Here is a 24799-nt window from a genome sequence, read left to right as displayed (position 1 = left end):
GACCCTCACCGGACTCCCAACGACGCGAGGTACCCCTCGACGTTGCGCCTCGTCTCCGGCACCGCGTCGCCACCGAACTTCTCCAGCACCGCGTCCGCGAGCACCAGCGCCACCATCGCCTCGGCCACGACCCCGGCCGCCGGTACGGCGCACACGTCGGAGCGCTGGTGGTGGGCGACCGCGGCCTCGCCGGTCGCGACGTCGACGGTCCGGAGCGCCCGCGGCACGGTCGAGATCGGCTTCATCGCGGCCCGGACCCGAAGCACCTCACCGGTGGACATGCCGCCCTCGGTGCCCCCCGAGCGGCCGCTGGTCCGCCGGATCCCCTCGTCGGTCGGGACGATCTCGTCGTGGGCCCGGCTGCCGCGGGTCGCCGCGATCTCGAACCCGTCCCCGACCTCCACACCCTTGATCGCCTGGATCCCCATCAGCGCACCGGCCAGCCGGGAGTCGAGCCGGCGGTCCCAGTGCACGTGGGAGCCGAGGCCGGGCGGCAGGCCGTGCACCACGACCTCGACCACTCCGCCGAGGGTGTCGCCGTCCCGGTGGGCCTGGTCGATGGCCCCCACCATCGCGGCGCTCGCGACCGGGTCGAAGCAGCGCACCTCGTCCTCGTCGAGCCGCGCGACGTCGTCGGGTCCGGGTACGACGCCGGCCGGGGCTCGCACTCCTCCCAGCTCGATGACGTGGGACAAGATCCGGGCGCCGGTGGCCTGCTCGAGGAACGCGCTCGCGACGCTCCCCAGCGCGACCCGGGCCGCCGTCTCGCGGGCGGAGGCGCGCTCCAGCACGGGGCGCGCCTCGTCGAACCCGTACTTCTGCATCCCGACCAGGTCGGCGTGCCCGGGCCGGGGGCGGGTCAGCGGCGCGTTGCGGGCGAGGTCGGCCAGCACGGACTCGTCGACCGGGTCGGCTGCCATCACCTGGTCCCACTTCGGCCACTCGGTGTTCGCGACCTCGATCGCCACCGGTCCGCCGATCGTCCGGCCGTGCCGGACCCCGCCGAGGATCGTCACCCGGTCCTGCTCGAACGTCATCCGAGCGCCCCGCCCCTTGCCGAGGCGGCGCCGGGCGAGCGCGGCCGAGACGTCGTCGGTGGTGATCACGACGTGCGCCGGCAGCCCCTCCAGGATCGCGACCAGGGCGGGGCCGTGGGACTCCCCGGCGGTCAGCCAGCGCAGCATGCGCTCATCCTTCCATGCAGGGCGGCGCGTCCAGGACCGGTCAGGCGCTCACGAGACTGCTCCAGACGTCGGCGCCCCAGAGCAGGCCGATCAGCGCCCCGACCAGCATGAACGGGCCGAACGGGTATCCCTTACGGTCCACGACACGGAGTACGGCGAGCGCGCCGCCGATCAACCCGCCGAGGAGGAAGCCGGAGTAGAGGCCGACCACGAACGTGCCCCACCCACCCCAGCCGAGGGCCAGGCCGAGGACGCCCGCGAGCCTGACGTCCCCGAACCCCAGGCCCCGGGGGTAGATCCAGAACACCACGAAGAAGAAGACGAACGCGAGGAGCCCGGCGATGATCGAGCGTTCCAGTGCCCCCATTTCCTCGGTGACCAACGCCCCGACCACCACCAGCGCCAGGAGCCCGATCGCGACCGGGCGGATCAGGTACGTCGGCAGCAGGCGGGTGCGCCAGTCGATGAGCGCCAGCGCGACGTACAACGGGACGAACGGCACCCAGAGCACGAACGCCCAGTGCCAGCCGACGGCACTCCCGATGATCGCTCCGGCGACCGCACTCACGACGGCGCTCCGCCAGCCGAGTCCGGGCAGCCGGGCGATGTCCGCGTAGGGCTCGGGAGCTTCCACCGGCGGCGCAGGCTCCAGGGCCGCCTCGGGCTCCTCGGGCTCAGGGGGCGGCGGCTCCCACGGCGGCACCCGCGCGATCAGCCACGGGACGAAAAGGCCGCCTGCACCCGCTACGACCGCGCCGACGAGCACGGCCAGCACGGTCGAGTCCATGCCGGGACCCTAGCGATGGAGAGACGCTCAATGCGGCCGTTCGGCGAGTCTCGCCCGGCCGGCCGCCCGCATCGCCGCGACCGGGACGTCGAACCGTCCCGTCATCGCCCGCACCTGGTCGACCGCCTGCCACAGGAGCAGGTCGAGCCCGCCGACGAGCGTCCGCCCGGATGCGGTCGCGCGCTCGGCCAGGGGCGTCGGCCACGGGTCGTAGAGCACCTCGAAGACCACCGGGACGTCGTCCACGGCTGCGAGCACGGCGTCGGTCTGGGCGGTCGCGGGGATCGTCGAGACGACCACGTCGGCCGCGCACGGCCCGAGGTCTGCCAGCCCGGTCACGATGAGCTCGGGCGCGTGCCGATGTCGAGCCACCGCCGCGACCGTGTCGGCCGCCCGGCCCGGGTCACGGACGGCGAGGGTGGCCCGCCGCAGCCCCCGCTCGGCGAGCGCCAGCAGGACCGAGGTCGCGGTCGCACCTCCGCCCAGCACCAGCGCTTCGTGCAGCGCGGCATCGGTCGCCCGGCCCAGCGCCGCCTCGGCGCCGGGGACATCGGTGTTCAGCCCGTGCCGGCCACCCTCGTTGTCCAGCAGCAGCGTGTTGGCGACACCCGAGATCTCGGTCCAGTGGTCGCGCGAGGTCAGCAGCGGCATCACCTCCCGCTTCAGCGGCATCGTCAGCGACAGCCCGCGCCACTCGTCGCCCAACCCCTCGACGTACGTCGCGAGGCCACCGGCCGCGACGCGCACGGCGTCGTAGGACCAGTCCAGGCCCAGCTCGGCGTACGCCGCCCGGTGGAGCACCGGTGACAACGAGTGCTCGACCGGGTCGCCGAGGACGGCGCAGCGCCTGATCATCGCCTGGTCATCGCGTGGTCATCGCCTGGTCATCGCCTGGTCATCGCCGGCTCAGCAGCGGTCCGACGTCGTGCAGTACTGGCGATACTCCGCCTTGAGGCCCAAGAAGTCCTGGTAGGTCACGCCGAACTTCGTCTCGCCCGTCGCCAGGTTGACCGTCACGTAGTAGTACCAAGGTCCTTCGGCCGGGTTCAGCGCCGCCTTGATCGCAGCGTCGCCGGGCGAGTTGATCGGCCCCGGCGGCAGACCGGCGTGCAGGTAGGTGTTGTACGGCGAGTCGGTGTTCTGGGTCTCCTCGGTCGTCACCGCGACGACACCCTTGCGGTTCAGCGCGTAGTTGACCGTGGCGTCGATCTGGAGCTTCCCGAACGTGCCCTGCTTGGTTCCGGGCCCGTCCAGCCGGTTGTAGATCACCCGCGAGACCTTGGACATGTCGCTGCCGCGGCCCTCGGCCTGGATCAGGCTGGCGATGGTCATCACCTCGGCGGGCGTCTTGCCGACCTGCTGGGCACCCGCCACCAGGTCGTCGTCGGCCGCGGCCTGCTTCCACCGGACGACCATGTCCTTGAGCATGTCGATCGGCTTCTCCTTCGGCCCGAAGGGGTACGTCGACGGGAACAGGTAGCCCTCGGGGTTGCCGTTGGCGAACGACGGCAGCCCGAGAGCCGCGGTGTTCTTCAGCGCCGCGTCGAAGTCGGCGGTCGAGTACTTCGTCCGGTCGGCCAGGATCGCCACGGTGTCGGCCACACGGAGGCCCTCCGGGATGGTGACGGTGTCCTTGATGATGTTCTTCGGGTCGTTCAGGATCTTGAACGCGTCGTCGGCGGCCATCTTCTTCTTGAGCTGGTAGAAGCCGACCTGGATGTCCTTGGAGCCGTGCGCGGCGCTCAGGAAGGCGTCCACCGAAGCGACCACCTGGTCGTTCTTGAGGTTGCGGCCGATGGCGGTCGTGGAGTCACCCTGCTTGACCTCGAACAGCACCTTCCCGTGGCCGGGGCCGGAGTAGTCGTCCGCGTGCGACAGGTGGTCCTTGAGGTAGTGGAATCCCTTCGTACCGGCGAAGTACGCGCCGCCGACGACGACGGCCAGGGCCACGATCACCGCCAGGCAGCCGGAGAAGCCACGCCGCTTCTTCTCCTTCTTGCGCGAGCCGCCGAGGTAGGAGGGGTCGTACCGGTCGTCGGCACCCTCGTCCGCCTCCGGCGCCGGTACGTCGTGCGGCTCCCCGACGACATGGTCGTCGTAGGTGTTGCCGTCGTTCATGACTCTCCTGTCACGGTCTTTCCCCGTACGATCTCGCCGGGCGGACGACCGGTCGCCCGCTCGGTGTCCAGGGCGTGTTGCAGGATGAGCACCGCCGCAGCCTGGTCGACCACGGCCCGCCGTTCGGCACCCCTCTTACCTCGGTCGCGCAGCATAGCCTCCGCACTCACGGTGGTCAGACGCTCGTCCTGGAGTCGCACCCCCACCGGTGCGATCCGAGCGGCGAGTCGCCCCGCGAACTCCCGGACCTTCACCGCGGCCGGTCCCTCGCTCCCCGACAGCGAACGAGGCAGGCCGACCACCACCTCGACGGCATCCTCGTCGCGCACCAGCCGTGCGATCCGCCCCAGGTCGCCCCGGCCGCGGCGTACCGTCTCCAGCGGGGTCGCCAGGAACCCGGTCGGGTCACTCTTCGCGACACCGATCCGAGCATCGCCGGGGTCGATCCCGAGGCGCACGCCGTGGCGCATCTCCGTCTCAGACCCCGGCCGCCTGGGCGATCGCGTGCCGCGCTGCCGCCAGCGCGTCGTCGATCCGCGACGCGTCGGTGCCGCCGCCCTGGGCGACGTCGTCCTTGCCACCCCCGCGGCCGTCGACCAGCGGCATCACGGCCGCGAGCAGGTCGTTCGCCCTGACCCCGCGGTCTCGGGCGAGGTGGTTGGTCGCCGCGACGACGGCGACCTTGCCGTCCTTGACACCGATCAGCACCGCGGCACCCGGCAGCTCCTGGCTGACCCGGCTGCGCAGGTTGAGCGCCATCGTGCGGACGTCGCCGGCGTCGGCCCCGTCGATGCGCAGGCTGATCAGCCGCACGCCGTTGACGTCGGCCGCATCGGCCGCGAGCTCGGCACCCTGCGACAGCAGCTGGGCGATCCGGGTCTGCTCGAGGGCCTTCTCCGCGGCACGGAGCCGCTCGACCATGTCGTTGACCCGCTCGGGCAGCTCCTCGGGCCGGGCCTTGAGCGCCTCGGACAGCTGTGCCACCAGCACGTGCTCACGCGCCAGGAAACGATAGGCGTCCGCGCCGACCAGCGCCTCGACACGGCGGACGCCGGAGCCGATCGACGACTCGCCGAGCAGCTTGATCACGCCGAGGTGACCGGACCGCTCCGCATGCGTGCCTCCGCACAGCTCGCGAGCCCAGTCGCCGACCGAGACGACGCGCACCTGGTCGCCGTACTTCTCGCCGAAGAGCGCCATCGCGCCGCTCCGGACCGCCTCCTCTTGGCTCATGAGCTCCGCGTGCACCGAGAGGTCGGAGAGCACGAGGTCGTTGACCCGCGCCTCGACGTCCTGCATCACCGAGGTCGGCACCGCACCGGTCGCGGAGAAGTCGAAGCGGAACCGGCCGGGCGCGTTCTCCGAGCCGGCCTGGGTCGCGGTCTCCCCCAGTGCCTCGCGGAACGCCTTGTGCACCATGTGGGTCGCCGTGTGCGCGCGCGAGATCGACTTGCGGCGCTCGGTGTCGACCTCGGAGTGAGCGCCGACGCCGGCCGTCACCTCGCCGCTGAGCACCCTCGCGGTGTGCACGATCAGCCCGGTGATCGGCGACTGGACGTCGCGCACCTCGATGCGGGCGCCGTTCTCCAGCTCGATCACGCCCTGATCCGCGAGCTGCCCGCCGCCCTCGGCATAGAACGGCGTGCGGTCGAGGACCAGCTCCACGTCGTCGCCCTCGCGAGCGCTCGGCACGACCTCACCGTCGCGGACGATCCCGCGGACGGCGCCCTCGCTGACCACCTCGCGATAGCCGGTGAAGTCGACCGCGCGACCGATGTCGTCGGCCACCTGGCGGTACGCCGCGGTGTTGACGTGGCCGCCCTTCTTGGAGCGGGCGTCCTCCTTGGCGCGCTGCCGCTGCTGGTCCATCAGGTCGCGGAAGCCGACCTCGTCGACCTCGAGTCCCTGCTCCGCGGCCATCTCCAGGGTCAGGTCGATCGGGAAGCCGTACGTGTCGTGCAGCGCGAACGCGCGGTCGCCGCCGAAAGTGGTCCCGCCGGAGCGCTTCACCTCCGCGGCCGCCTGGTCGAAGATCGTGGTCCCGGACCTCAGCGTCTGCCGGAACGCGTCCTCCTCGGCGTACGCGATCGTCGAGATGCGATCCCAGTCGCGGTGCAGCTCGGAGTAGGTCTCTCCCATCTTGTCGCGGCTGACCGGCAGCAGCTCGGGCAGCGCGGGGTCGTCGTACCCGAGCAGGCGCATCGAGCGGACCGCCCTGCGCAGCAGGCGGCGCAGCACGTAGCCGCGGCCCTCGTTGCCGGGAGTGACGCCGTCGGCGATCAGCATCAGGCAGCTGCGGACGTGGTCCGAGACGACCCGCATCCGGACGTCGTCGTCGTGGTCCGCGCCGTACCGCCGGCCGGTGAGCTCCTCGGCACGCTCGATCACCGGGTACATCACGTCGATCTCGTACATGTTGTCGACGCCCTGGAGCAGGTACGCAACCCGCTCGAGGCCCATCCCCGTGTCGATGTTCCGCTTCGGCAGCGGCCCGACGATGTCGAAGTCCTCCTTGGACCTGACGGCGCTGAGCTCGTCCTGCATGAAGACCAGGTTCCAGATCTCGAGGTAGCGGTCCTCGAGCTTGGCCGGCATCACCAGGCGCTCGGTGGTCTCGAACTCGCCCTCGGGACCGTGGTCCGGCCCGCGGTCGTAGAGGATCTCCGAGGAGGGACCGCCGGGACCCGGCACGCCCATGGACCAGTAGTTCTCCTTCGGGCCGAGCTTGACGATCCGCTCGCTCGGCAGCCCGGTGACCTTCATCCAGACCTGGAGCGCCTCGTCGTCGCCGTACAGGATCGACGGCCACAGCCGACTCTCCTCGAGGCCGAAGCCGCCATCGGCTTGTGACTTGGTGACCAGGTCCCAGGCGTACTCGACGGCACCCTCCTTGAAGTAGTCACCGAAGGAGAAGTTGCCGCACATCTCGAAGAACGTGCCGTGCCGGGTGGTCTTGCCGACGTCCTCGATGTCGGGAGTGCGGATGCACTTCTGCACGCTGACCGCTCGGGGGTACGGCGGCGTCTCCTGCCCGAGGAAGTAGGGCTTGAACGGCACCATCCCGGCGTTCACGAACAGCAGCGTCGGGTCGTCGAGGATCATGGATGCCGAGGGGACGGCGGTGTGCGCGGCGGCCTCGAAGTGCGCCACGAACCTTCGCCGGATCTCCGCGGTGTCCATCAGTCCTCACCCACTTCGTCGTCGCTTCGTCTGTGGTGCGCCACCTCCGGTGGTTGAGGGGCTCGCTCTGCGAGCGTCTCGAGACCACCCGTCGCCACCAGCTCGGGCACTCCATGAGGCACGAGCCCGAACCGCTCGCGCAACTCCGTTTCGGCCTCGGCCTGGCCCTGCGCCACCTCGTCGCGCAGCATCCGGGCGCCGAGGGTCAGGGCATGCCAGCGGTCGCTCAGACCGTCGGCCGTGAACGCCTCGGCCACCCGCCGGGCGCGGACCATGGCGTAGACACCCGCGCCGGCCCCGGCCATGAACCAGAGACCACGCCTCATGAGGCCTCCCGGGTGTCGGGCGCCAGCGACGCGCGCTGTTTGGCATGCAGGTCACGCTGGGCGGCCTTGAGGTCGGCCCGCCGCTGCTTGCGCGCGCGGCGTAACTCCTGCTTCATCTCGAAGCGGATGCGGTTCCGGTTCGCCGGCGCCAGGCCGCGGCGTACGCCGTGTGCGAGGGAGGCCGCCTTCACCACGGTCTCGCGGAGCACGACGTCGGCGAACGCCGGCGCGTCGAGGTGGGCCGGCTCGGGCAGCGGCCTCTCCTGGCCGAGGTCGGTGATCACGAACTCGACCGGGCCCGCGGCAGGCGCCGCGGCGGCGGGCGAAGGGGTCAGGTGCTCCAGGTCGTCGAGCCTCGCTCGCAGGACGGCGAGCTCGGCGGCGGTACGCCGGGCATGCATGTGAACGCGCAGCAGCGCGACCACCAGCACCAGGCAGCCCACGGCCAGCCCGCCGACGGCGAGCAGCACGGCCTGGTCCCGGGTCACAGTCGACGACCCTATCGTCCGCGCACCATCCGCCGGATGCGCTCCCACCGCTCCTTGACCGCGGCCTCGGCACCGAGCGACGTGGGCCGGTAGTACTCCGCGTCCAGCACCACGTCCGGCGCGTACTGCTGCTCGGCGACGCCGTACGGCTCGTCGTGGCTGTAGGTGTACGACGTGCCGTGACCCAGCTTCTTCGAGCCCGGGTAGTGGGCATCGCGCAGGTGCGGAGGGACCTGTCCGATCTTCCCGGCCCGCACGTCGGCGCTCGCCGCCTCGATCGCCATGATCACGGCGTTCGACTTCGGCGCGACGGCCAGCGCGATGGTGGCCTGGGCGAGGTTGAGCCGCGCCTCCGGCATCCCGATCAGCTGGACGGCCTGCGCTGCGGCGACCGCGGTGGTGAGGGCGGTCGGGTCGGCAAGACCGATGTCCTCGCTGGCGAGGATCACCAGCCGACGGGCGATGAACCGCGGGTCCTCCCCCGCCTCGAACATCCGGGCCAGGTAGTGAAGTGAGGCGTCGGCGTCGGAGCCCCGCACGGACTTGATGAACGCCGAGACCACGTCGTAGTGCTGGTCGCCCTGCCGGTCGTAGCGCACCGCCGCGCGGTCGACGGCGGTCTCGGCGGTCTCCAGGTCGATCGTGGTCGCGCCCTTCGTCGACGCGGCCCCGGCCGCGGCCTCGAGGTAGGTCAGCGAACGCCGCGCGTCACCTCCGGCCAGCCGCACCAGGTGAGCACGTGCGTCGTCGTCGAGGGTGAACGCCTCGGCCAGCCCGCGCTCGTCGGTCAGCGCCCGGTCGATCACCTCGGTCACGTCCGCGTCGGTGAGCGAGTCCAGCTGCAGGAGCAGGCTGCGCGAGAGCAGCGGGGAGATCACCGAGAAGAACGGGTTCTCGGTCGTCGCGGCGACCAGGGTCACCCAGCGGTTCTCCACCCCGGGCAGAAGCGCGTCCTGCTGAGCCTTGCTGAACCGATGGACCTCGTCGACGAACAGCACCGTCTCGCGGCCACGGCGGGTCAGGTCGGCCCGGGCCTGGTCGATCGCGGCGCGCACCTCCTTCACCCCGGCCGAGACCGCTGAGACCTCGACGAAGGCTCGATCCGTCTGACCGCTGACGATGGCCGCGATCGTCGTCTTGCCGGTGCCCGGCGGGCCCCACAGCAGGACCGACATCGACTGGCGGCCCTCGATCAGCTGCCTCAGCGGGGACCCCTCGGCGCGCAGCTGCGGCTGGCCGACCAGCTCGTCGAGGGTGCGCGGACGCATCCGCACCGCCAGTGGCGCCGAGGCGTGGGTGTTCGCCTGGAGCGCGCCCGAGCCCGGAACGTCCGCACCCGAGCGCAGCGTCGCGTCGTCGAAGAGCCCGTCCACGGGTGCAGCGTAGGCGGTAGGTCGGTCGACGGCTCAGGCCGAGGTGACCGACTTGGTCTTCAGGTCGTACCAGGAGTCGGCATAGCCCGGCTGGTCGTGGATCTCGGCCGGCGCCGGGCCCACGCTGCTGGAGTTGCCCTGGTCGTCGACGCCGAGGATCTCCGCGGTGACCGGGCGGTCGGGTGTCTGATGGAGCTCGCCGGCGAAGTGGCAGGCGACCTTGTGCCGCCGGCCGATCTGCATCAGCGGCGGCTCCTGCTTGGCACAGATCTCCTGGGCCATCCAGCAGCGCGTGCGGAACCGACAGCCGCTGGGCGGGTTGATCGGTGACGGTACGTCGCCCTCGAGCCGGATGCGCTCGCGACGCCCGCCGATGGCGGCCTGCTTCACGTCGGGTGCCGCGGACAGCAGGGCCTGGGTGTAGGGGTGGTGCGGACGCTCGTAGATCGTCTCGCGGTCGCCGATCTCGACGATCTTGCCGAGGTACATGACCGCGACGTCGGGGCAGAAGTGCCGCACGATCGACAGGTCGTGGGCGATGAAGAGGAACGCGATCCCGAACTCCTCCTGCACGTCACCCAGCAGGTTGACCACCTGGGCCTGGATCGACACGTCGAGCGCGGAGACCGGCTCATCGGCGACCAGGAGCTTGGGCTGCAGGGCGAGCGCGCGGGCGATGCCGATGCGCTGCCGCTGTCCACCGGAGAACTCGCTCGGGTACCGGTTGTAGTGCTCCGGGTTGAGGCCGACGACCTCCAGCAGCTCCTGGACCCGTGCGAGCACCTTCTTCTCCGGGACCATGTTGTGCACCCGTAACGGCGTACCGACGATCGTGCCGACCGTGTGACGCGGGTTCAGCGAGGAGTACGGATCCTGGAAGATCATCTGGATCTCGCTGCGGATCGGCATCATCTGCCGGCGCGTGAGAGGTCCGATGTCGTTGCCCTCGAAGTTGATCTCGCCCGCCGTGGGGTCGTAGAGCCGGGTGATCAGTCGCCCGGTCGTGGTCTTCCCGCAGCCGGACTCACCCACGAGCCCGAGCGACTCGCCCTTGTTCAGCGTGAATGAGACGCCGTCCACCGCCTGCACGTGGGCCACGGTCCGCCGGATGACGCCGCCGGACTTCACCGGGAAGTACTTCTTCAGGTCCCGAACCTCGAGAAGCGTCTCATTGCCGACAGCTGCCCCCGAGCTCTCGGGGGCACGCTCGATGTCGGAGTTGGTCACGGTGCTCATCCTGCCCTCAAACCTCGTCGGGGTCGACTGCTGCCAGCTCCGGGATCATCTCACCCGTCTCGGGGTCGATGAGGTCGGGAGCGATCTCCGGCAGCACCTCCTCGGCGTAGATCTCGCCCGGATTCGCCAGGTGACAACGCTTCACGTGGTTGTCCCCGCGATCGCCGGGAACGAGGTCTGGCAGGGTGGTCCGGCACAGGTCGCCGGGCACCTTGTCCACGTGGGGACAGCGGGGGTGGAACGAGCAGCCTGAGGGCGGGTTGAGCAGGCTGGGCGGGTTCCCCGGGATCGGCACGAGGCGCGCCTCGGAGTCGGTGCTGACGTCCGGGATGCTGCCCAGCAGGCCCCAGGTGTAGGGCATCTCCGGGTGGGTCAGGATCTCGCGCGTCGCGCCGTACTCCACCGCCCGGCCGCCGTACATCACCATCGTCGAGTCCGCGAGCTCGGCGACCACTCCGAGGTCGTGGGTGATGATGATGACCGCGGAGTTGAACTCCCGCTGCAGGTCCTGGAGCAGGTCCAGGATCTGCGCCTGCACGGTCACGTCGAGCGCCGTCGTCGGCTCGTCGGCGAGCAGCAGCTGCGGGTCGTTGACCAGTGCCATCGCGATCATGGCTCGTTGTCGCATGCCGCCCGAGAACTGATGGGGGTAGTCGTCGACCCGACGGTTCGCCTGCGGGATACCGACCCGGTCCAGCATCTCGATGGCACGCTTCTTCGCGTCGGCCTTGGAGACCCGGTGGTGGATCCGATACCCCTCGGAGATCTGGTCGCCGATCGTGTAGAAGGGGTGAAGCGCGGTGAGCGCGTCCTGGAAGATCATCGCGACGCTGTTGCCGCGGATCTTGCGCATCCGGTCCTCTGACGCGCCGATGATTTCTTGTCCGTCCACCCGGATCGACCCTGAGAGGCGGGTGTGCTTCGGGTCGTGGAGACCCAGCACGGCCATCGACGACACGCTCTTGCCGGAGCCGGACTCGCCCACGATGCCGAGCGTCTTGCCGCGCTCGACGGTGAAGGAGAGGTCGGTGACGGCCTGGACGAGTCCGTCGTGGGTGGGGAACTTGACGGTCAGGTCCTCGACGACCAGGAACGGGTCCTCGGGGTTGGCCGGCGCCGCCATGTCTCTGGGACGTTCGAAGGTATCGGTGCTCATACGACTCTTTCGTGGAGGCGGGACGAGGGACGGTCGGCCGTCTCAGGCGATACTGACCCGTGGGTCGATGAAGCTGTAGAGGATGTCGACCAGCAGGTTGGCCACGACCACGAGGACCGCGGACACCAGCACGGTCGCGCTCACGACGTTGATGTCGATCGGCGTCGACAGCGCCGTCAGACCCCAGTTACCGATGCCGTCGATGCTGAAGATCCGTTCGGTGAAGATAGTGCCGGCCAGCAGCGTGGCGAAGTCGAGCCCGAAGATCGTGATCACCGGGACGATCGCCGCACGCAGCGCGTGCTTGAACAGCACCTTGTTGTTGCGCACGCCCTTGGCCTGGGCGGTGCGGATGTAGTCCTCGCTCAACGTCTCCGCCATCTGTCCTCGGGTGAACCGGGCGTACGACGTGCAGCTGTACAGCCCGAGCACGAGCCAGGGCAGCATCATCCACTGGATCGTCTTGATGGGGTTCTGGCTGATCGGGTAGTACCCCGTCTCCGGGAAGATCTTCAGCTGCAAGGACAGATAGATCCAGGCCAGCAGGGCCACGAGATAGTACGGAATCGAAGACACGATCAACGAGCTTCCGACCAGTAGTCGGTCGGCCGAGGTTCCTCGCCACTTCGCGGCCAACGCACCGAGCAGCACCCCGAGGGTGAGGTACATCGTCGCGGCTCCGAGCGCCAGGGTCATGGTGGCGGGGTACTTCTGCTTCAGGTCGTGGGTGACCGTGTTGCCGGTCATGATCGAGATGCCGAGGCACGGAGCGGGGCAGTCGTACACCTTGCCGTCGACGTAGACGTTCTGGCGGCCGACGAAGATGCCCTTCGCCCAGGTCGCGTAGTTGGAGGCCAGGGACCGGTCGAAGCCCATCTGGTGCTTGATCGAGTCCAGCTTGGCCGTGGTGCACTTGCCGGGACCGAGCTTCTCGCAGTAGTTCACGGCCGGACTGTCTCCGAGCCCCTTGAAGAACAGTACGAACACGAACATCGAGGTCAAGATGACCACGAGGATCGAGCTGAGAATACGGCGAACGATGAATCCCGTCATCCCTGGCTTCCTAGCGGTTGTTGGTGGTGGGTGGTGGGGTACGGCGTGCGCCGTACCCCAACACCCGGATGACTCCGTCGGTAAGCTGACCGACCAGTCGACCGGAGAGGTCACTGGTTCACCCAGATGTCCTTCCAGGTCGGCATACCCAGCGTGTTGTCATCGTTGTCGCCCATGATCTTGGATCCATGGGCCTGAGCGATGCCGGTGTAGTAGGTGGTGAACAGCGGGAAGTACTTCGTCGCGATCTGCTTGTCGAGCGCGTTCCACGCGTCCGCCTGCTTCTCCAGAGGCATCGTCTGGATGGCGTTCATCTGGTTGTCGGCCGCCTTGTTCCCGAACGCCGAGAAGTTGGCCCCGAACGAGTGGCTCTTGTCCGGGTCGGTCGACCCGAGCACGGTCGGCAGCCAGGTGGAACCGGACGGCCAGTCCGAGCACCAACCGGCCGAGCGGACGTTGATGTCCTCGGACGTGTTGTCACGTGCTGCGGGGTAGTTCGCCGTCGTGGTCGGCACCGGGGTGGCCTTGAAGCCGCCCTCGGTGAGGCCCTTGACGATCGCGTCCTTGCCCTTGACCGAGATCGGGTCGTCGGTGCGGAACAGGAACTTGATCTCGTAACCCATGGCGTTCGCCGACTTCAGCAGCGCCTTGGCCTTGGCCGGGTCGGAGTTGAACCCCTGGCGACCGGTCACGTTGTACGCCGTACGCCCGGGCAGGCCCGGAGGCATCAGGTTCGTGGCCGGGATCGCGTTCACGTTCGGGATCAGACCACCGGCGAGGATCACGTTCTTGTAGGGGTAGGCCCACGAGAGAGCCTCGCGCACCTTCTTGTTGGTGATCTTCCGGTTGTCCGGTGCCCAGTAGTAGGTGCACGGCGAGCCACCCAACGTCAGACGGTCCGGCGCCTTCTGCTTCATCTGCTGGAAGTCAGGGGCGAGCAGGTCGTCGTAGGTCAGCGAGGTCTGGCCGGTGCCGGTGTCGGCCAGCATGATCTGGTCGATCTTCTCCGACTGCTGCTGGAGCTTGAAGTCATACCCGTCGGGGTACTGCGTGCGAGCCGGGTCGGTCGAGGCCTCCCAGTACGGGTTCTTCTTCAGCACCAGCTCCTTGGACTGGTTGAAGGACTTGATCATGTAGGGACCCGTCGACCACGGGTGCTTCTTGTAGTTCTTGGGGTCCGACACCGTCTTGTCCGACGGGACCGGGCCGTTGGCCGGGAACGTGCCCCAGTAGGGCATGTCCGGGAAGGGCTTGGCCATGTTGATCGTGATCGTCTGACCGTTGACCTTGATGCCGTTGAACTTCGAGCCCGGGTCGGTGTACATGCCCTTGTACTTCGAGCCGCCCTTGAAGTAGGCGTTCGAGTAGTAAGGGCAGGCGCCGGTCGGGAACGTCGCGGCGTCCATGCACCGCGTCATCCCGAAGGCGACGTCCTGGGCGGTGACCGGCTTGCCGTTCTCGCCCCACTTCACACCGGGGCGGATCGTGAACTTCCACTGGGTGTAGTTGTCGTTGTGGGTACCGAGGTCGGTGGCCAGGTCGGGCACCAGGATCATCTGCTTGGTCGAGGGGTCGTACTTGTACTGCGTCAACGACCGGGTCACCAGACCACTCAAGATCGACGAGGTGTCGACGTAGTAGACCTCGCTGGGGTCGATGGTCGTCTGCACACCGGTCAAGGTCAGCACCGTGACGATGCCGCCGGTCTTGGCGCCGGAGATCGTCACCGGACCCTTGGCGCTCGCGTCCTGGAAGTTGCCGGTGTTTCCGATGTTCTCGTTCTGCTTTGTCTGATCCGCCGAGCCGCTGTTGTCCGACCCTGAGCCGCCACAGGCGCTCAGAGCCAGCACACCGACGGCGGAGATGGCAATCAACGGTGATTTGAACCGCATAGCCCACCCTTTCCGTGGTTACTGCATTTCTCCCGGTGAACCGATCACCGGCGAGTTCTGGGGTCGAAGGCGTCTCGGATCGAGTCGCCGAGGAGGTTGAGCGCGAGGACCAGCGCGCAGATCGTGAGGACGGGGGCCCAGAGGTAGAGCGGATAGACCTCCCACCAGTTCTGGGCGTCGAAGATGGTCTGTCCGAGGGTCGGGATGCCGGTGATGCCGATACCGAGGTACGACAGGCCGGCCTCGGCGGTGACGAACGCGGGCAGGGACAGCGACGTCGCGACCACGATGGGGGCGACCAGGTTGGGTAGCAGCTCCTTGAACAGGATGCGCCGAGTCGGCACGCCCATCACCTGGGCGGCCTGGACGAACTCGCGCTCACGCAGCGACAGCACCTGACCTCGGATCAGGCGGCACAGCGGCATCCACGTGAAGATCACCAGGATCCCGATCAGTGAGAAGAGCTGGACCTTCGACAGGATGCCCAGCTGACCCGGCTTCGCGAAATGGCTGACGATGATCGGTGACATCGCGAGGGCACCGAGGATGAAGGGGAACGACAGGAACAGGTCGGTGACGAACATGATGATCCGGTCCATCCAGCCGCGCGAGAAGCCCGCGACGAGCCCGAGCACCACGCCGAACAGCGTGCTGAACACCGTGGCGGCGGTCGCCACGAACAGCGAGGTACGGAGGCCGTAGAGGAGCCGGGCGAGGTTGTCGACGGCGGTCTGAGGAGCCAGGCCAAGGGGGTGCTGGGCCCAGAACCCGTGGTTCGGCGGGCCTTGGAGTGGCAGGCCGGTGTTGAAGTCCAGCACCTGGCTCGGGTCGTAGGGGATCGTCGCGGCCGTCGGGTAGATGTTGAGAAGGTTGCAGATGACCGGCGCGAAGATCCCGCAGAGGATCAGGAGCACCACGATCATGAAACAGGCCAACGCCAGCTTGTCCTGTCGGAGACGAAGCAGTGCGATCTGGGTGGGAGACCGGCCGGCGAGCTTCTTGCCTTCGGGCGCTTCGGCTGCGCCTACCGGGGCTTCGGCAAGTTCGGTCGCACTGATGCCCATACTCGTCCTCTCACGCCAAGAAGTTCGTCCGTGGCCGCTGCCCAGTGCGATCGCAGCCGGGTGAGGCAGCTCACGGCATCTGGACCGGGATGGACTCTAGATGACCGTCAAGTGATTTCTACGCCCCCCGAGGTAACGATTCAGTCTCGGGATTTGGACCGTTCCAACGGGGCGTCCACGCCGGCTTCCTTGCGTTGATCTGCGGTGATCGGCGCGGGTGCTCCGGTGAGCGGATCGTAACCCCCGCCGCTCTTCGGGAAGGCGATGACGTCGCGAATGGTGTCAGATCGTGACAACAGCGCCACGATCCGATCCCAGCCGAAGGCGATGCCTCCGTGCGGGGGCGCGCCGTACTGGAACGCGTCCAGGAGGAACCCGAACTTCTCCTGCGCCTCCTCCTCGCCGAGACCCATCACTGCGAAGACGCGCTTCTGGATGTCGCCGCGATGGATACGGATCGAGCCCCCGCCGATCTCGTTGCCGTTGCAGACGATGTCGTAGGCCCAGGCCAGCGCGTGGGCAGGGTCCTGGTCGAAGGTGTCGAGGTCCTGAGGAGAGGTGAAGGCGTGGTGGACGGCGGTCCAGGCGCCGCTGCCGACGGTGACGTCTCCTGCCGCGGTCGCCTCGTCCGCGGGCTCGAAGAGCGGAGCGTCGACGACCCACAGGAAGCTCCACTCGTCCTCGTCGATGAGGCCACAGCGCCGGCCGATCTCGAGGCGGGCGGCGCCGAGCAGGGCACGGCTGGACTTGACCGGCCCCGCCGCGAAGAAGACGCAGTCGCCGTGCTTCGCGCCGGTGTGCGCGGCCAGACCGGCCCGCTCGTCGGCACTGAGGTTCTTGGCCACCGGACCTCCGAGTTCGCCGTCCTCGCCGATCGTGACGTAGGCCAGGCCGCGAGCCCCGCGCTGCTTCGCCCACTCCTGCCAGGCATCGAACTGGCGCCGCGGCTGGTCGCCGCCGCCGGGCATCACCACGGCGCCGACGTACGGCGCCTGGAAGACCCGGAACTCGGTGTCGGCGAAGTACGCCGTGCAGTCGACGAGCTCCTGGCCCATGCGCAGATCTGGCTTGTCCGAGCCGAACCTGGCCATCGCCTCGGCATACGTCATCCGCGGCAACGGCGTCGGCACGTCGTACCCGATCAGCGTCCAGAGCGCGACGAGCACGTCCTCGGCGACCGCGAGCACGTCGTCCTGGTCGATGAAGCTCATCTCGATGTCGAGCTGGGTGAACTCCGGCTGCCGGTCGGCGCGGAAGTCCTCGTCGCGGTAGCACCGCGCGATCTGGTAGTAGCGCTCCATGCCCGCGACCATCAGCAGCTGCTTGAACAGCTGGGGGCTCTGCGGCAGTGCGTACCAGGACCCGGGCTGCAACCGGGCCGGCACCAGGAAGTCACGGGCCCCCTCGGGCGTGGAACGGGTCAGCGTCGGCGTCTCGATCTCGACGAAGCCGTGGGCGTCGAGGACGTCGCGCGCGGCCTTGTTCACCTTGCTGCGCAGCCGGATCGCGGCGGCGGGGCCGGCACGGCGGAGGTCGAGGTAGCGGTGGCGCAACCGTGCCTCCTCCCCCACGTCGCCCCCCTTCTGCGACCCTGCCTCGTCGATCGGGAAAGGCAGCACCGCGCTGGGGCTGAGCACCTCGACGTCCTCGGCGATGACCTCGATCTCGCCGGAGGGGATGTGGGGGTTGGCGTTGCCCTCCGGGCGCTTCTCGACGGTGCCGGTGACCTCGATGCAGTACTCGCTGCGCAGGTGGTGCGCGACGTCTTCGTCGCGGATGACGACCTGGGCGACTCCACTGGCGTCGCGCAGGTCGATGAAGGCCACTCCCCCGTGGTCGCGGCGCCGCGCCACCCAGCCGGCCAGGGTCACCCGCGTGCCCTCGTCGGCGGCGGTGAGATTCCCGGCGTCGTGCGTACGGATCACTGGGTGTTCTCCTCGGGGTTGTCGATGGTGGTCACGATCGTGGGCCGGAGGTCGGCGTGGGGTGGCGTCCAGGTCGCGGCGTCCGCGTCGACCTGGTCGCCGGAGCGGATGTCCCTGACCTGGTCGCTGACGCCGGTCTCGGTCGCGGGGAACCAGACGAAGGGGATGCCGCGGCGCTCGGCGTATCGGATCTGGCGGCCGTACTTCTGCGGGCTCGGTGCCACCTCGCAGGCGATGCCGCGGCTGCGGAGGGAGTCGGCGACCCGTTCGCTGGTGAGCCGGCTCTCCTCGTCGGCGAGGGCGACCAGGACCGCGCTCGGCACTGCGCGGCTGCCGGTGAGCACACCTTCGGAGATCAGCGGGACCAGCGTGCGTGAGAGGCCGAACGAGATCCCCACGCCCGGGTACGTCGTGCGCCCGTCGGAGGCGAGGGCGTCGTACCGGCCACCGCCGCCGACCGACTTCAGCCGCTCGTAGCCCTCCATGAAGATCTCGACGACGGTGCCGGTGTAGTAGTCGAGGCCACGAGCGATGCGGAGGTTGGCCTCCACGGTCACCCGGCCGTCGCTCGCGCGCACGGCGTCGGCGCAGCCCTCGAGCACCGCAGAAAGCTCCACGAGGCCCCGGCTCAACAGCTCGTCGTCGACCCCGAGCGCCTGCACGCGCTGGACCAGGGTGTGGTCGGAGACGCGGATCGTCGCCAGCTCGAGGCACCGTGCGGCCTGCTCGCGGGTGGCCCCGGCGTTCTCGACGAGGAGCTCGGCGACGGCCTCGGGCGCGAGCTTGTCCAGCTTGTCGATCTGCCGGATCGCGGCGGTGACGTCCGCGATGCCGAGCCCACGGTAGAAGCCCTGGATCAGCTTGCGGTTGTTCACCTGGAAGGAGAGGCGAGGCAGGGGCAACGATCCGAGCGCCTGCACCATCACCCGCATCACCTCGACGTCGTGGTGGAACGGGAGCTCGTCCTTGCCGACGATGTCGATGTCGGCCTGGGTGAACTGGCGGTAGCGGCCCTCCTGGGGGCGCTCGCCGCGCCAGGCCGGCTGGATCTGGTACCGGCGGAAGGGGAACTCCAGGTGACCGGCGTGCTCCAGGACATAGCGGGCGAAGGGCACCGTGAGGTCGAAGTGGAGGCCCAGCTGACGATCCGGCCCGGTGTCGTCGGCGGAGTCATCCGGGGCCTGCAGCCGACGCAGGACGTAGAGCTCCTTGTCGATCTCGCCACCCTTGGCCATCCGGTCGAGCGGCTCGACCGCGCGGGTCTCGATGTTGGCGTAGCCGTGGAGCTCGAACGTGCGCGACAGCGTGGCGACCACCTCGCGCTCGACCGTGCGGGCGGCTGGCAGCAGCTCGGGGAAGCCGCTCAGCGGCGTGGGCTTGCTCATGGGTCAGAGTCCTCGGGTGACGCGCGCGGCGCTGTCGTCGCCGACGCCCTCGTCGGCGAGGTCGAGCAGGAACGGGTTGGTCGCGCGCTCACGGCCGATCGAGGTCTGCTCGCCGTGGCCCGGGAGGACAACGATGTCGTCGGGCAGTGAGAGCACCTTGTGACGCAGGCTCTCCAGCATCGACGGGTGGTCGCCGCCCGGCAGGTCGGTGCGACCGATGGAGCCGGCGAACAGCAGGTCGCCGGAGAACATGACCTCGGAGACGCCGTCGGTGGCGTACGGCGTACGGAACGCGACCGAGCCCTCGGTATGGCCCGGGGTGTGGTCGACGACCACGTCCAGTCCGGCCAGCTCGAGGCGCTGGCCGTCGGTCAGCTCGGACACGTCGTCGGGTTCGGTGAACTCGTACTTCCCGCCGAGCAGCATCGCTGCGCTCTCGCGGGAGATTCCCGCCATCGGGTCGGTGAGCAGGTGTCGGTCGGACGGGTGGATCCACGCGGTCGCGTCGTACGTCCCCGAGACCGGGGTGACCGACCACATGTGATCGATGTGCCCGTGGGTGAGCAGTACGGCGACCGGCTTGAGCCGGTGCTCGCGGACGATGTCGGCGATGCCGGGCGCGGCGTCCTGGCCGGGGTCGACGACGACGCACTCGGACCCGGGGCCGGTGGCGACGACGTAGCAGTTCGCGGCCCACGAGCCTGCGGGGAAGCCGGCGATCAGCACCCGGGCAGACTATCGACCGTCCCCGAGCGTGATGGAATCGGTGCGCGGCCGCTCGGGAGGCCGTGGCTAGCATGGGGCGTTGCCCAGGGTCAGCACCGCGACGAGACGGACCGAAGAGGAACGAAGTGACGACCAGCGAGTGGGGACGCGTCGCCGAGGACGGAACGGTCTACGTACGGACCGCCGACGGGGAGCGCGCGGTCGGGCAGTACCCCGAAGGGTCGTCCGACGAGGCGCTGGCCTTCTACGCCAAGAGGTACGACGAGCTGGCAGGCAGCGTGCACCTGATCGAGCAGCGGGTGATCGCCGGTGTCGTCTCACCGGACGAGGCGACCGAGTCCGTGCGCAACCTGCGCACCCAGGTCGTCGACGCCCATGCGGTCGGTGACCTCACCAGCCTGGTCGGCCGGCTCGACTCGTTGCTCCCGGTGATCTCCCAGCAGCGGCAGGCCCGCCGGGCCGAGCGGGCGGAGAAGGCCGCCGCGACGAGGGCCGAGAAGGAGCGCCTGGTCGGCGAGGCCGAGAAGCTGGCGGACGGCAACGACTGGCGCAACGGCGCGAACCGACTGCGGCAGCTGCTCGACGAGTGGAAGGGCCTGCCGCGGATCGATCGGGCCGCGGACGACCAGCTCTGGCGCCGGTTCTCGACCGCACGCACGGCGTACACCCGGCGACGCAAGTCGCACTTCGCGGAGCAGAACGAGAAGCGCGAGGCCGCCCGGGTCGTCAAGCAGCGCCTGGTCAAGGACGCCGAGTCCCTGGCCAACTCCCGTGAGTGGGGGCCGACGTCCGGCGTCTACCGCGACCTGATGCGGCAGTGGAAGGCCGCGGGGCCGGCACCGCGTGAGGTCGAGGAGGACCTGTGGAAGCGGTTCCGCGGGGCGCAGGACACGTTCTTCGGGGCGCGCGACGAGGCGATGGCCGCCCAGGACTCCGAGTTCGCGGCGAACGCCGAGGCCAAGGAGAAGCTGCTCGCCGAGGCCGAGACCCTGGTGCCGGTCACGGACGTCGACGGCGCCAAGCGCGCCATCCGAGACATCGCCGAGCGCTGGGACGCGATCGGCAAGGTGCCGCGAGACCAGATCCGCCCGCTCGAGGACCGGATGCGCGCCGTCGAGCAGACCATCCGGGGTATCGAGGAGGAGAAGTGGCGTCGTACTGATCCGGAGAAGTCCGCCCGCGCCGACGACATGGTCACCAAGCTGCAGGAGGCGATCGGCAAGGTCGAGGCCGATCTGGAGAAGGCCCGCTCCGCCGGTGACGGCAAGAAGGTGTCCGAGCTGGAGGAGAACCTCGCCTCCCGCCGCGCCTTCCTGGAGATGGCCCAGCGCGCCTCCGCCGACTACTCCGGCTGACCGCGATAGTACGTATCAATCGGACGGCCGGGACCTGCCAATTGATACGTACTATCGCCCGGCGCACTTACGAAGCCCTGCGCTGCTGGTCCCGCTCTCGCCACCAAGCGGGTTGTTCGAGGGTCCACGCTCGCTGGTCGGGGGGAAGGAACTTGGCCTGGACTCGCACCTGCCGCATGCGGGTTGCCGTTCGGATGTCGCCCAGCTGACCGGCGCCCACCTCGAAGTACGCCAGACCATGATCCAGGAAGCGCTGTGATCGGGCGTCGTCGGCGCGACGTCGTCCCGGGGAGCTGTGCACCTCTCCTTGGTACTCGCCGACGACGCCGGCCACCGGGTCGAAGAGATCCGGGATGCCCAGCAGATTCTCGTCGAGGTCGAACAGCGGGGTGTTGCACAACGGCTGGGGCAACGCCGCGTCGAGCACCCAGCACAGACGCATCCACGATTCCTGGGGCGACCAACTGTCGTCGATGGCGAGCAGGGTCGCCTCGCGTGCGAGCACGACTCCGTTCCTCGGACGGATGTGCCGTTGCAGGAAGGCCCAGAACTCGGCAACTGTCAGAAGTCCGGCCGCCGCGGCCATGTCGATCGCCACGACGGCCGGGCGCACAGCGGACAGCCTGATGATCTCGTCGAACAGCGCCCGCGCGGCGATCGCGCACGGCACGTCGTCCAGGACGTTCCACTCGATCAGAGGTGTTTGACGGCGGACGACAAGGATCCCCGGATGGGGACGCACACATGCCCTCCCCACCGCCAAGGGCACGGGTAGCGGGTCGCCGGCGGCGTCGTCACCCTTGAAGTACGCCGCACCGCGCCATCGAAGTGCCGCCCACGCGGTCAGCGCGCCGTACGCGCGGACCCGCGCGGCCTGCTCGACGATCCTCTGCTCCACGATCGTGGGGTCGACCCGGGCTGGCACGAAGAGGCCCGGACCTACACGCCTCCAGGCACAACCGCCTGCGTGCCACTTGGTCGGGCCGGATACGCCGGTCGGGTCGATCCGCACCGGGCGGACCAAGTCCGATGGCCGTTCACATCTCGGGCTCCACTCACCATCCATGGCGCCAGGCTGGCGGGGACCGAGCCCGGCCGCTCGACGGCTGAGCTTGACTGTGGAGGAGCAGCCCGGAGGTCCACCCGTGGAAGATTGGCGGGTCCCTGACGGCGGATAGTACGTATCAAACGGACGGGGTCCTCTCCGGCCAATTGATACGTACTATCGGGAGGGCGCTACTGCGTGACGCGGTAGGCGTCGAAGACGCCGGGGACGGAGCGGACGGCGCGGAGGACCGTGTCGAGGTGCTTGGCCTCGGCCATCTCGAAGGTGAAGCGGGTCTTCGCGACGCGGTCGCGGGTGGTGGAGAGGGTCGCGCTGAGGATGTTCACGTGCGCGTCCGAGAGCACCATGGTGATGTCCGACAGCAGGCGGGCGCGGTCGATCGCCTCGACCTGGATGTTCACCAGGAACGTCGAGTGCGCGGTGGGGGCCCACTCGACGTCGAGCAGTCGCTCCGGCTGACGCTGGAGCTCGCCGGCGTTCGTGCAGTCTCGACGATGCACCGAGACACCACCGCCCTTGGTGACGAAGCCCAGGATCGCGTCGGGCGGGACCGGCGTACAGCAGCGGGCCAGCTTGACCCAGACATCGGGGGCGCCCTTGACGATGACGCCGGAGTCTCCGGGCGCGGACACCTTCGACCGGGTTCGTGGGGCGGTGATGCTGACGGCCTCGGCGAGGTCCTCCTGGGCACCGTCGTCCCCACCGTGCAGCTCGATCACCCGGCGTACGACGGCCTGGGCGCTGAGGTTGCCCTCCCCCACCGCCGCGTACAGCGCGGAGACGTCGGCCAGCCGGAAGTGCATCGCGGCCTGGGTCAGCGACTCGTGGGACAGCACCCGCTTGAGCGACTGCGACTGCCCCTCCTTCCGCATCAGCTTGGCGATCTGCCCCTTGCCGCGCTCGATCGCCTCCTCGCGGCGTTCCTTGGTGAACCACTGCTTGATCTTCGAGCGGGCACGCTGTGACTTGACGAAGCCCAACCAGTCGCGCGACGGGCCGGCGGTCGGCGCCTTCGACGTGAAGATCTCCACGACGTCGGAGTTGTCGAGCATCGACTCCAGCGGCACCAGCCGCCCGTTCACCCGGGCCCCGATCGTGTGATGCCCGACCTCGGTGTGGACGGCGTAGGCGAAGTCGACCGGCGTGGATCCGGCCGGAAGGGCGATCACGTCGCCACGGGGAGTGAAGACGTAGACCTCGGCGCGGTTGATCTCGAACCGCAGGGACTCGAGGAACTCCCCCGGGTCTTCGACGTCGTTCTGCCAGTCGAGGAGCGCGCGCACCCAGTTGATGTCGTCGAGGTCGCCCGGGCGGTCGGTGTCGACGCCGTTGCGGCGGTCCTCCTTGTACTTCCAGTGCGACGCCACGCCGTACTCCGCGCGCCGGTGCATCGCGAACGTGCGGATCTGCATCTCGACGGGCTTGCCCTGCGGCCCGATCACGGTCGTGTGCAGCGACTGGTACATGTTGAACTTCGGGGACGCCACATAGTCCTTGAACCGGCCGAGCACCGGCGCCCACCGCGCGTGCAGTACGCCGAGCGCGGAGTAGCAGTCGCGGTCCTCCTCGAGCAGGATCCGCAGCGCCACCAGGTCGTAGATGTCGCTGAACTCGCGGCCGCCCACGATCATCTTCTGGTAGATCGAGTAGTAGTGCTTGGGCCGCCCGGTCACGCTCGCCTTGATCTTGGCGTCCTTGAGGTCCTGCTCGACCTGCTCCTTGACCTGGGCCAGGAACTGGTCGCGCGACGGCGCGCGTTCGGCCACCATCCGCACGATCTCGTCGTAGATCTTCGGGTGGAGCGTCGCGAACGCGAGGTCCTCGAGCTCCCACTTGATCGTGTTCATGCCGAGCCGGTGCGCCAGCGGCGCGTAGACGTCGAGCGACTCGGAGGCCTGCCGCTCCTGTGTGGACTGCTTGACGTAGCGCACGGTACGCATGTTGTGTAGGCGGTCCGCGAGCTTGATCACCAGGACCCGGATGTCGCGCGACATCGCCACGATCATCTTGCGGATCGTCTCGGCCTGGGCGGTCTCGCCGTACTGCACCTTCTCGAGCTTGGTGACCCCGTCGACGAGCACCGCGACCTCGTCGCCGAAGTCGTCGCGCAGCTGGTCCAGGGTGTACGGCGTGTCCTCGACCGTGTCGTGGAGCAGCGCGGCCACCAGCGTCGGCTCGGTCATGCCGATGTCGGCGAGGATGGTGGCGACGGCGAGCGGATGGGTGATGTAGCGGTCACCGCTCTTGCGCATCTGGGTGCCGTGCAGCTCCTCGGCCGTACGGTAGGCGCGCTCGAGCAGGCTCAGGTCGGCCTTGGGATGGTTGGTGCGCACCGAGCGGAAGAGCGGTTCGAGCTCGGGCTTGTCCGCCTCGCTGCGGGCTCCCATCCGGGCCAGCCGGTTGCGCATCGCCCGGGGCGACGGCACCCGCGACGACGAGCGGTCGCCGGACCGCTCACGCGCGACCGGCGCAGGGTCGGCGGCGC

At 69.2% G+C, this 24799-nt stretch carries 20 protein-coding genes; 1 reads left to right on the top strand and 19 read right to left on the bottom strand.

The window, feature by feature from the left end; all coding sequences use genetic code 11:
• Positions 1-5 precede the first annotated feature (5 nt).
• The 17 genes from aroC to VGJ24_RS05285 form a co-directional block, all read right to left on the bottom strand.
• Positions 6-1184, bottom strand: coding sequence for a chorismate synthase (gene aroC, locus VGJ24_RS05365; protein ID WP_331499469.1), 1179 nt, complete (start codon positions 1182-1184; stop codon positions 6-8).
• A 40-nt stretch (positions 1185-1224) separates the two neighbouring features.
• Positions 1225-1971, bottom strand: a complete 747-nt coding sequence (locus VGJ24_RS05360; RefSeq protein ID WP_331499468.1) for a prepilin peptidase — start codon at positions 1969-1971, stop codon at positions 1225-1227.
• Positions 1972-1998: 27 nt separating this feature from the next.
• Entirely contained in the window at positions 1999-2826 is an 828-nt protein-coding gene (locus VGJ24_RS05355) for a shikimate dehydrogenase (protein ID WP_331499467.1), read from the bottom strand.
• Between the two features lie 51 nt (positions 2827-2877).
• Positions 2878-4089, bottom strand: a complete 1212-nt coding sequence (gene mltG, locus VGJ24_RS05350) for an endolytic transglycosylase MltG (RefSeq protein ID WP_331499466.1) — start codon at positions 4087-4089, stop codon at positions 2878-2880.
• Entirely contained in the window at positions 4086-4559 is a 474-nt protein-coding gene (gene ruvX, locus VGJ24_RS05345) for a Holliday junction resolvase RuvX (protein ID WP_331499465.1), read from the bottom strand. The genes mltG and ruvX overlap by 4 nt, the downstream gene beginning before the upstream one ends.
• Positions 4560-4566: 7 nt before the next feature.
• Positions 4567-7269 (bottom strand): alanine--tRNA ligase, encoded by a 2703-nt coding sequence (gene alaS / locus VGJ24_RS05340; RefSeq protein WP_331499464.1) that lies wholly within the window; start codon positions 7267-7269, stop codon positions 4567-4569.
• On the bottom strand, positions 7269-7595 hold the full coding sequence (locus tag VGJ24_RS05335) for a DUF6167 family protein (protein ID WP_331499463.1): 327 nt from the start codon (positions 7593-7595) through the stop codon (positions 7269-7271). Before VGJ24_RS05335 ends, alaS begins: the two co-directional genes overlap by 1 nt.
• On the bottom strand, positions 7592-8083 hold the full coding sequence (locus VGJ24_RS05330; RefSeq protein WP_331499462.1) for a hypothetical protein: 492 nt from the start codon (positions 8081-8083) through the stop codon (positions 7592-7594). The genes VGJ24_RS05335 and VGJ24_RS05330 overlap by 4 nt, the downstream gene beginning before the upstream one ends.
• Positions 8084-8094: 11 nt before the next feature.
• Positions 8095-9456 carry a replication-associated recombination protein A gene (locus VGJ24_RS05325; RefSeq protein ID WP_414691040.1) on the bottom strand — a complete coding sequence of 454 codons (1362 nt, stop codon included), beginning with the start codon at positions 9454-9456 and terminating at the stop codon, positions 8095-8097.
• Positions 9457-9489: 33 nt separating this feature from the next.
• Entirely contained in the window at positions 9490-10692 is a 1203-nt protein-coding gene (locus tag VGJ24_RS05320; protein ID WP_331499461.1) for a dipeptide ABC transporter ATP-binding protein, read from the bottom strand.
• A 7-nt stretch (positions 10693-10699) separates the two neighbouring features.
• Complete coding sequence (locus tag VGJ24_RS05315; protein WP_414691041.1) at positions 10700-11815, bottom strand: ABC transporter ATP-binding protein; 1116 nt, start codon at positions 11813-11815, stop codon at positions 10700-10702.
• Between the two features lie 75 nt (positions 11816-11890).
• On the bottom strand, positions 11891-12901 hold the full coding sequence (locus tag VGJ24_RS05310) for an ABC transporter permease (protein ID WP_331499459.1): 1011 nt from the start codon (positions 12899-12901) through the stop codon (positions 11891-11893).
• Between the two features lie 110 nt (positions 12902-13011).
• Positions 13012-14793 carry an ABC transporter substrate-binding protein gene (locus tag VGJ24_RS05305; RefSeq protein ID WP_331499458.1) on the bottom strand — a complete coding sequence of 594 codons (1782 nt, stop codon included), beginning with the start codon at positions 14791-14793 and terminating at the stop codon, positions 13012-13014.
• Positions 14794-14837: 44 nt separating this feature from the next.
• Complete coding sequence (locus VGJ24_RS05300; protein ID WP_331499457.1) at positions 14838-15857, bottom strand: ABC transporter permease; 1020 nt, start codon at positions 15855-15857, stop codon at positions 14838-14840.
• 140 nt (positions 15858-15997) lie between these two features.
• A complete protein-coding gene (gene aspS / locus VGJ24_RS05295) occupies positions 15998-17782 on the bottom strand; it encodes an aspartate--tRNA ligase (protein WP_331499456.1) in 1785 nt (594 codons plus the stop codon).
• Positions 17779-19167 (bottom strand): histidine--tRNA ligase, encoded by a 1389-nt coding sequence (hisS, locus tag VGJ24_RS05290; protein ID WP_331499455.1) that lies wholly within the window; start codon positions 19165-19167, stop codon positions 17779-17781. Before hisS ends, aspS begins: the two co-directional genes overlap by 4 nt.
• 3 nt (positions 19168-19170) lie before the next feature.
• Complete coding sequence (locus VGJ24_RS05285) at positions 19171-19893, bottom strand: MBL fold metallo-hydrolase (protein WP_331499454.1); 723 nt, start codon at positions 19891-19893, stop codon at positions 19171-19173.
• A gap of 125 nt (positions 19894-20018) precedes the next feature.
• Between VGJ24_RS05285 and VGJ24_RS05280 the strand changes: the two genes are divergently transcribed.
• Positions 20019-21248 (top strand): DUF349 domain-containing protein, encoded by a 1230-nt coding sequence (locus VGJ24_RS05280; protein ID WP_331499453.1) that lies wholly within the window; start codon positions 20019-20021, stop codon positions 21246-21248.
• Positions 21249-21315: 67 nt separating this feature from the next.
• Here VGJ24_RS05280 and VGJ24_RS05275 read toward each other — a convergent pair whose 3' ends face one another.
• Both VGJ24_RS05275 and VGJ24_RS05270 read right to left on the bottom strand, forming a co-directional pair.
• Positions 21316-22173, bottom strand: coding sequence for a hypothetical protein (locus tag VGJ24_RS05275; RefSeq protein ID WP_331499452.1), 858 nt, complete (start codon positions 22171-22173; stop codon positions 21316-21318).
• A 311-nt stretch (positions 22174-22484) separates the two neighbouring features.
• A partial coding sequence (locus VGJ24_RS05270) for a RelA/SpoT family protein (protein WP_414691039.1) occupies positions 22485-24799 on the bottom strand: 2315 nt, incomplete at its 5' end.

Source organism: Nocardioides sp., assembly GCF_036493135.1.
Classification (GTDB): domain Bacteria; phylum Actinomycetota; class Actinomycetes; order Propionibacteriales; family Nocardioidaceae; genus Nocardioides.
The sequence above is the reverse complement of the archived record's forward strand: the minus strand, read 5'-3'. Positions and strand labels throughout refer to the sequence as shown.

What these genes read in the sequence shown, in the direction of transcription:
- aroC (WP_331499469.1), bottom strand. Translation starts at nt 1,184, where the DNA reads ATGCTGCGCTGGCTGACCGCCGGGGAGTCCCACGGCCCCGCCCTGGTC.
- VGJ24_RS05360 (WP_331499468.1), bottom strand. Translation starts at nt 1,971, where the DNA reads ATGGACTCGACCGTGCTGGCCGTGCTCGTCGGCGCGGTCGTAGCGGGT.
- VGJ24_RS05355 (WP_331499467.1), bottom strand. Translation starts at nt 2,826, where the DNA reads ATGATCAGGCGCTGCGCCGTCCTCGGCGACCCGGTCGAGCACTCGTTG.
- mltG (WP_331499466.1), bottom strand. Translation starts at nt 4,089, where the DNA reads ATGAACGACGGCAACACCTACGACGACCATGTCGTCGGGGAGCCGCAC.
- ruvX (WP_331499465.1), bottom strand. Translation starts at nt 4,559, where the DNA reads ATGCGCCACGGCGTGCGCCTCGGGATCGACCCCGGCGATGCTCGGATC.
- alaS (WP_331499464.1), bottom strand. Translation starts at nt 7,269, where the DNA reads ATGGACACCGCGGAGATCCGGCGAAGGTTCGTGGCGCACTTCGAGGCC.
- VGJ24_RS05335 (WP_331499463.1), bottom strand. Translation starts at nt 7,595, where the DNA reads ATGAGGCGTGGTCTCTGGTTCATGGCCGGGGCCGGCGCGGGTGTCTAC.
- VGJ24_RS05320 (WP_331499461.1), bottom strand. Translation starts at nt 10,692, where the DNA reads ATGAGCACCGTGACCAACTCCGACATCGAGCGTGCCCCCGAGAGCTCG.
- VGJ24_RS05315 (WP_414691041.1), bottom strand. Translation starts at nt 11,815, where the DNA reads ATGGCGGCGCCGGCCAACCCCGAGGACCCGTTCCTGGTCGTCGAGGAC.
- VGJ24_RS05310 (WP_331499459.1), bottom strand. Translation starts at nt 12,901, where the DNA reads ATGACGGGATTCATCGTTCGCCGTATTCTCAGCTCGATCCTCGTGGTC.
- VGJ24_RS05305 (WP_331499458.1), bottom strand. Translation starts at nt 14,793, where the DNA reads ATGCGGTTCAAATCACCGTTGATTGCCATCTCCGCCGTCGGTGTGCTG.
- VGJ24_RS05300 (WP_331499457.1), bottom strand. Translation starts at nt 15,857, where the DNA reads ATGGGCATCAGTGCGACCGAACTTGCCGAAGCCCCGGTAGGCGCAGCC.
- hisS (WP_331499455.1), bottom strand. Translation starts at nt 19,167, where the DNA reads ATGAGCAAGCCCACGCCGCTGAGCGGCTTCCCCGAGCTGCTGCCAGCC.